Origin of the sequence: Lyngbya sp. CCY1209 (assembly GCF_035615495.1) — a bacterium.
GTDB lineage: Bacteria > Cyanobacteriota > Cyanobacteriia > Cyanobacteriales > Microcoleaceae > Limnospira.
In genome coordinates this window covers 1-7,194 of sequence record NZ_JAJENU010000151.1, presented here as the reverse complement: position 1 = coordinate 7,194, position 7,194 = coordinate 1, and the positions used below count along the sequence as shown (strand labels likewise).

The window sequence follows — 7,194 nt, the reverse complement described above, 5'->3', positions numbered from 1 at the left end:
TTGGAACGGATCGGGAAGCAGTTAAAATCGGAAACGGTGGTGGATAGGCTGGCGTTTGACCGGGGACAGTTCAAGTCCAAGGGCGGCTTTACTCGTCTGAACAAAACGTTTGATGGGGAGTTGGAGGATATTTTAAGTGAGATTAATGGGGCAATTTGGGAGGAGATAAGTTAGAATAGATAATTATATCAAATCTGGTCGGATATCCAGACCGCTTGGGAATCAATTCCCGAGGGCGCAAGCCGCGCCCCTACCAGCCAAAATCCTCTCAAGAGGATTGGGGAGGTTATGGGGACAAGTAACCGGATCTGATATGATTTTCAATTTTTTCAAGCCCAATATATTGACACCATCTCAGATGAGCCATCTAGACAAACCCAGAACAGATATTGATTTACAACTAATGTTTCTTCAGTTGGTTGATGAATTGACCGTATCACATATTAATTTACTAAGTTTTTTAAACAATCCTCAACAATGGTGCGAAAAGAATCAAACATTCGTTCCTCAACTCAACCCACGTCACTCAAAGTCCCCCTTTTTAAGGGGGATTTAGGGGGATCGCCACTCCTCAGCAAAGACGGAGATCCCCCCCGGCCCCCCTTTATAAGGGGGGAGAATTGGAGGGCGGGTTTTTAAGTTTTGTTAATCGGATGGGTTTTGGGCGCGGTTTCGTGATAAGGTAATCTATTGGAATTAAAAGCGCCGCCGCAGGCGATCGCCCGAATTGATGACCGCAACGACTGATATTGTTCAAAAACTCTGGAATCTCTGCAACGTCCTCCGGGATGACGGTATTACCTACCTGCAATATGTCACGGAGTTGACCTATTTACTGTTCCTGAAAATGACGCAGGAGACGGGGACGGAAGACCAACTGCCGGAGGGGTGTCGCTGGATTGATTTGGTGGCGACGGAGGGCATCGACCAACTGAATTTTTATCGGAAGTTGCTGGTTACGTTGGGGGAACAGACGGCCAACACGCGGGTTCAGGCGATATTTGCCAACGCCCAAACTGCCCTGAAACAACCTCGGATTTTGAGTAAACTCGTCACCAGTATCGACCAGTTGGATTGGTATTCGGCGAAGGAGGAGGGGTTGGGCAACCTTTACGAAGGGTTGTTGGAGAAGAACGCCGGGGAGAAAAAGTCCGGGGCGGGGCAGTATTTTACCCCCCGTCCGCTGATTGATTGCATGGTGAAATTGATGCAGCCGCAGCCGGGGGAATTCATTCAAGACCCGGCGGCGGGGACGGGGGGTTTTTTGATTGCGGCAGACCGCTATATAAAGGAACGGACGGACGAGTTATTTGATTTGGAAGTACCGGAACAGGACTTTCAGAAATATAAAGCCTTTTACGGCATGGAATTGGTGCAGGACGCCCACCGGCTGCTGTTGATGAATATGCTGTTACACGGCATCGAGGGCGAGGTGGGTTTGGGGGATACGTTGTCCGGGGAGGGACAGCGACTCCGGAAGGCGAATTTAATGTTGACGAATCCGCCCTTCGGGACGAAAAAGGGCGGCGGGAAACCGACGCGGGACGATTTTACCTTTCCGACTTCCAACAAACAGTTGGCGTTTTTGCAGCATATTTATCGGGGGTTGGAAGCCGGGGGACGGGCGGCGGTGGTGTTGCCGGATAATGTGTTGTTTGAGGACGGACAGGGGCGAAAAGTTCGGGCGGATTTGATGGATAAGTGCAATTTGCATACCATCCTGAGATTGCCGACGGGGATTTTTTACGCCCAGGGGGTGAAAACCAACGTGTTATTTTTCCGGCGGGGAACCACGGAAAAGGGCAACACGGAGGCGGTTTGGTTTTACGATATGCGGACGAATATGCCGAGTTTCGGGAAGCGGGTTCCCCTGACGGCGGACCATTTTCGGGAGTTTGAAACCTGTTACGGGGAGGACCCGAATGGAAACGGACGCCGGGTGGATTTGGGTGAAGAGGGACGGTTTCGCCGTTTCAGTCGGGAGGAGATAGGAAAGCGGGGGGACAATCTGGATATTTCCTGGCTGCGGGATGAGAGTTTGCAGGGGGGGGAGGATTTGCCGGAACCGGATGAAATCGCGGCGGAGATTTTCCAGCGGTTGCAGGTGGCGGCGGATGAGATGGAGGCTTTGATGTTGTTGTTGGCTGGGGAGAATGAATAATAAAGGTTTATAAAAAAATAAAGCAGTATCCTTAAAAATATGGGGAGATATTTTGATGCAATCAGAATCATTGGAAGCTTTGCCCAAAGGATGGTATTTAACAACCATAGGTGAAATCACCCTATCATATCAAACAGAACAGCCCAAAAAGTATCCGAGTCGAGAATTTAAGTACATTGATATTAGTTCAATTGATAACTCCACCCAAACCATAACTGTACCCAAAATTTTTCTGGGTCAAGATGCCCCTTCTCGTGCGCGTAGAGTCGTCAAAAAAGATGATGTTTTATTTTCGACAGTCAGAACTTATTTAAAAAATATAGTCCGCGTCCCCAAAGAGTTGGACGGTGTTTTAACATCAACTGGTATAGCGGTGCTCAGACCGTCTTTGGCTGTTGACAGCAATTTCCTTTTTTATTATGTATTGTCAGAAAAATTTATTCGCAAAATTAGCAGTACAATGGATGGTACTCTGTACCCGGCTGTTACAGATAATGATGTTAATAATGCCGAAATACTCTTGCCGCCGCTGAATGAACAGAAACGGATTGTCGCTAAAATCGAAGCGTTACAGGAGAGGAGTCGGCGAGTTAAAGGGGAATTGGATACGATCGCACCCCTGTTAGACCAATTTCGGCGATCGGTTCTCGCCGCCGCCTTTCGTGGCGATTTAACCAAGGATTGGCGGGAGAATCACCCGGATATTGAACCCGCATCGGTATTGTTAGAACGGATAAAACGGGAACGGCGGCGACGTTGGGAAGAAGCCGAGTTGGAGAAGATGCAAGCCAAGGGGAAAACGCCAACTGATGACAAATGGAAACAGAAATATAAAGAACCCGAACCCGTCAATACTGACAATTTGCCAGAATTGCCCGAGGGTTGGTGTTGGACAAAGGTGCAACACATAGGAGATGTTCAACTTGGCAGACAACGTTCGCCCAAAAATCATACGGGTCCATATATGCGCCAATATTTACGAGCGGCGAACGTAACTTGGAGCGGACTCGACTTGTCAGATGTAAAAGAGATGAATTTTGATCCCAATGATTTTAAAAGATTCAAACTTCAATATGGAGATGTTCTGATCAATGAAGCGTCAGGGAGTCAGTATGAAGTTGGAAAGCCAGCAATCTGGAGAGATGAGATACCCAGTTGTTGTATACAAAACACTTTGATTCGGGTTCGTCCATTGGCTCCAATTTATGATTTTTTGTATTACTATTTTTTGTTCGGTGCGATTTCCGGTGCTTTTGGAAAAGCATCTAAAGGAATTGGCATCCATCATTTGGGCAGTCAGATACTAGCCGATTGGATGTTAAAATTGCCGCCAGAAAATGAGCAAAAAGAAATTATTTTGAGAGTCGGAAAAATTCTGCACGCGATCAATACTATCGAAGAACAGTACAAACAAGCGGAAACCGACCTGGAAACCCTGAATCAAGCGATATTAGCGAAAGCCTTCCGAGGGGAACTCGTCCCCCAAGACCCGGACGACGAACCCGCATCGGTGCTGTTGGAACGCATCCGCCAGGAACGGGAAGCCAAGGGAAAATCGGGCAAAAAAACGAAACGGAAACCCCGCAAAACCGCCCCCAAAACAGAGATAGAAAATCCCACCCAACTCAAAATCGAAGGCATCGATTGATTGATTTTTGAGAGACTTTCAAACTTGGAAAAATCCTGCGGGGGTGATGTCCGGTCAGCAGTTGCGGTTGACGGGATCGGATTTTGAAACCCTGATCGGTTTCGGGCCCGTCTCAATTAGCCGCAGAAAACCCTCAAGGTTCGACGGTGACGGGGGTGCCGATCGCGACTTTTTCAAACAGGGCGAGCACGTCCCGATTTAACATCCGGACGCAGCCGTGGGAGGCGGCCCGCCCCACCGTGTCTTCGTCGGGGGTGCCGTGAAATCCGATGGAGTTGGTCCCGTCGGTCCAAAACCCGATCCAGCGGCTACCGAGGGGGTTATCCGGCCCGGGGGGGATCAGATCTCCGGTGAAGGGGTGCTGCCAGGTGGGATTGCGGACCAGTTGGATGACTTTGTGTCGGCCGACGGGGGTTTCCCAGCCGCTGCGGCCGATCGCGATCGGGTAACTGGCCAGGAGGCGATCGCTCTGGTAAACGTAAACCCGCCGTTCTCCCAACCGGATCACCAATTCCACGGTAGCCGACAGGGGTTGCAACTGGGTTGCGTCCACTCCGGAGGCGGCAAATTTGGCGGGAAGTCCGGTTTTGCCGGAAATGGTATCTGCAAAGGCGGCGGAGGTCAGATCACCGGCAAAGGAGGGCAGCAATATTGCCGGACTCAACGCGACGGATAGAAGCGATTTCAGGAGCAATTGACAGTTGACAATTGACAATGGATAATGAATTCCCCTCCCACAATTCCCGACTCCCGACTCCCGACTCCCGACTCCCGCTTTTCGATTCCCTTCTCCTCTCGCCATAACCGTTGTCAACCCATCAACTCGGCTGAACGACCAAATCTTGTTAGACTGTATAGCATATACACAACTGTCGCTATTCTACAAGCAGCGCTCCCGAGCCGGGTGATAATTGCTCCGTGCTTCAGGATGCATCACGGTGGGAGTTATAGCCTGTCAAATTGAACGAAGGTCGTTGTAGTCGTTGAACCTATCATCCCCATCAGCCCATGTTAGCGAATTCTCAAACGGGGGGGGCGGGTCATTTGGATTCCGGACAGATTTTTCCTTTAGTCGATAGCATTTTGCCCTTTGAAGTCTGTCTTCACCACCAAATTCTGCCCCTTTCTCTCAAAGATAATACCCTGTGTTTGGGTGTCGTCAATCCCGAGGACGAGGTGGCTCTCAACTATGCCCACCAGATCTTGGCCTATCTCAATTGTTCCGTCGTGACCCGGCAAATTGGCGCGGAGGAACACCGATCGCTCTTGTCGGCCTACCTGTACCACAATAACGAAAAACCGGGGGACAAAAGCGCTTCGGAACCCGCGATCGCGCCCGAAAATTCGCCCTCCCCGGAGCCGCCCAAAAAGTCGGCGACCCCCGCCCAGAAGCGATCGCCGGCCCGCGAAAAATCCCCCGTCGCCAACGAGATGCTGCCCCGGCTGGAACTGAAACCCACCCATTTGGGTTCTCCGCCGGAGGTGCTCGCCCAACTGTCCCCCCCGGCCCTGTTGCCGGAGTTGCTGGCCCGGGTCTTGGCGGGGGGGATCGGCCGGCTCTATTTTGAACGGCAAGCGTCGAAGGGGCGGATTCTGTGGAGCCAAGATGGGGTGCTCCAGTCCATCCTGGACGACTTGCAACCGGACCGCTTTCAGGGGGTGATCAACGAACTGAAACGGCTGGTGAAAATGCCCCTGGTGCCGGTTTCCCAAGCCAAACAGATGGAGATCGAGCGGGTTTACCGCAATACCCACCTGCTGATCCGCCTGCGGGTCGTCCCCGGAGAACACGGGGAGGAGGCGAATTTGCAGGTGTTGCGGGGGGCGGCGCTGAAGTTTTACCAGCAGCAGCAACTCTCGAAGCTGAGTTTGGACGGCCTGCGGTTGGCGCAACAGTTGCAGAAGAAACTCAATGAAATTCAAGTCCGCTGCGCTTCGGCTACCCTGTCTTCGGAGAATTTGCCGCTGCTGCACCAGTTGCTCAAAAATGTCACCCACCAGGTGGAACTGTTGATCGAGCAGAGCGACAATCCGCCGGGGGAGTAGGGAATAATTGATAATTGATCATTGATAATTGACAATTATCAATTTCCCTACACCCTACACCCTACACCCTACACCCTAATTAAACGGGAACCGGGACGGGCTGTTGCCAGCGGTTCACCGCGCCACCGATCGCGCCCAGGTCGTTCATCAGGCGATCGAAGTTGTCGGGGGTGAGGGATTGGGGGCCGTCGGAGAGGGCCTTGGCGGGGTTGGGGTGGACTTCGATCATCAGCGAGTCCGTCCCCGCCGCGATCGCGGCTTTGGCCATCGCCGGGACGTGTTCGGCGAACCCGGTGCCGTGGCTGGGGTCGATCATGATCGGCAGGTGGGTGAGCGCGCGCAGTACCGGAAGCACGGATAAATCTAACGTGTTGCGGGTGTACTGGCGATCGAAGGTGCGGATGCCCCGCTCGCACAGGATGACGTTGGGGTTCCCCGCCGCCAAGATGTATTCCGCCGCCATCAGCCACTCTTCAATGGTGGCCGACATCCCCCGCTTCAACAAAACGGGTTTGTCCTGGGCGCCGACCTTCTTGAGCAGGGAAAAATTCTGCATATTGCGGGCGCCGATTTGGATCACGTCGGCGACCTCGGATAATTTTTCCAGGTCGTCGGCGTCCATCAATTCCGTGATCACGCCCAGTCCCGAGGCTTCCCGGGCTGCCGCCAGCAGGTTCAGCGCACTTTCTCCGTGTCCTTGGAACGCATAGGGAGAAGTCCGGGGCTTGTAGGCGCCGCCCCGCAGGAATTTAGCCCCTGCCGCCTTCACCCGCAGGGCTGTCTCGACGATCATCTCCTCATTTTCCACCGAGCACGGTCCAGCGACCACGACGATCGGCCGGTTGTGGCCGAAGTAGACGGTCCCTTCCGGGGTAGTGACGGGGATATCGCTGGGTTCGCCGTGGCGGTACTCCAGGCTGACCCGCTTGTAGGGCTTTTCGACCCGCAGCACCTGTTCGATAAAAGGGCTCATTTCCTGGAGTTGCAGGGGGTCGAGGCCCGCCGTCTCTCCCACCAGGCCGATGACAACTTTGTGTTTGCCGACGATTTTTTCCGGGGTCAGTCCCCAGTTCGTGCTGAGGTCATCGCTGAGACGCTCGATTTCGGCTTCCGGAGAGCCGACCTTCATTACAATAATCATGGATAGTCTGTCAACTGATTTTAGGTTTGCAAGGGTCGGTTGGGCAGTGTTCCTAAAGCATTGACGATTTGAGCGAAAAGGATGCCCGACTCGACCTTAACTTTAACGTATGGCAGTTGCCTTGATACTCTGCGGGTTAAAACCACGCAGATTCTTAAGTAATCCAAAGCTGGATTCTCAAAGGCATTATCAAAGTGC

General features: G+C 52.5%; 6 protein-coding genes. 4 read left to right on the top strand and 2 right to left on the bottom strand.

The window, feature by feature from the left end:
* From LKE08_RS29230 to LKE08_RS01905, 3 genes are all read left to right on the top strand, one after another.
* Nucleotides 1-174: a type I restriction-modification enzyme R subunit C-terminal domain-containing protein gene (locus LKE08_RS29230; protein WP_375341391.1), complete on the top strand. Its 174-nt coding sequence runs from the start codon at nt 1-3 to the stop codon at nt 172-174.
* 556 nt (nt 175-730) lie between these two features.
* Nucleotides 731-2,161, top strand: a complete 1,431-nt coding sequence (locus tag LKE08_RS01910; protein ID WP_324702499.1) for an N-6 DNA methylase — start codon at nt 731-733, stop codon at nt 2,159-2,161.
* 55 nt (nt 2,162-2,216) lie between these two features.
* The gene (locus tag LKE08_RS01905; RefSeq protein WP_324702500.1) at nt 2,217-3,809 is read left to right on the top strand and encodes a restriction endonuclease subunit S; all 1,593 of its coding nucleotides are present in this window, start codon (nt 2,217-2,219) and stop codon (nt 3,807-3,809) included.
* A 133-nt stretch (nt 3,810-3,942) separates the two neighbouring features.
* Here LKE08_RS01905 and LKE08_RS01900 read toward each other — a convergent pair whose 3' ends face one another.
* Nucleotides 3,943-4,518: a L,D-transpeptidase gene (locus LKE08_RS01900; RefSeq protein ID WP_375341390.1), complete on the bottom strand. Its 576-nt coding sequence runs from the start codon at nt 4,516-4,518 to the stop codon at nt 3,943-3,945.
* 299 nt (nt 4,519-4,817) lie between these two features.
* On the opposite strand from LKE08_RS01900, the gene LKE08_RS01895 reads away from it, so the two are divergent.
* Nucleotides 4,818-5,855 (top strand): hypothetical protein, encoded by a 1,038-nt coding sequence (locus LKE08_RS01895; RefSeq protein ID WP_324702497.1) that lies wholly within the window; start codon nt 4,818-4,820, stop codon nt 5,853-5,855.
* A 79-nt stretch (nt 5,856-5,934) separates the two neighbouring features.
* On the opposite strand, the gene aroF is transcribed toward LKE08_RS01895, so the two are convergent.
* A complete protein-coding gene (aroF, locus tag LKE08_RS01890; protein ID WP_324702496.1) occupies nt 5,935-6,996 on the bottom strand; it encodes a 3-deoxy-7-phosphoheptulonate synthase in 1,062 nt (353 codons plus the stop codon).
* Between the last annotated feature and the right edge of the window lie 198 nt (nt 6,997-7,194).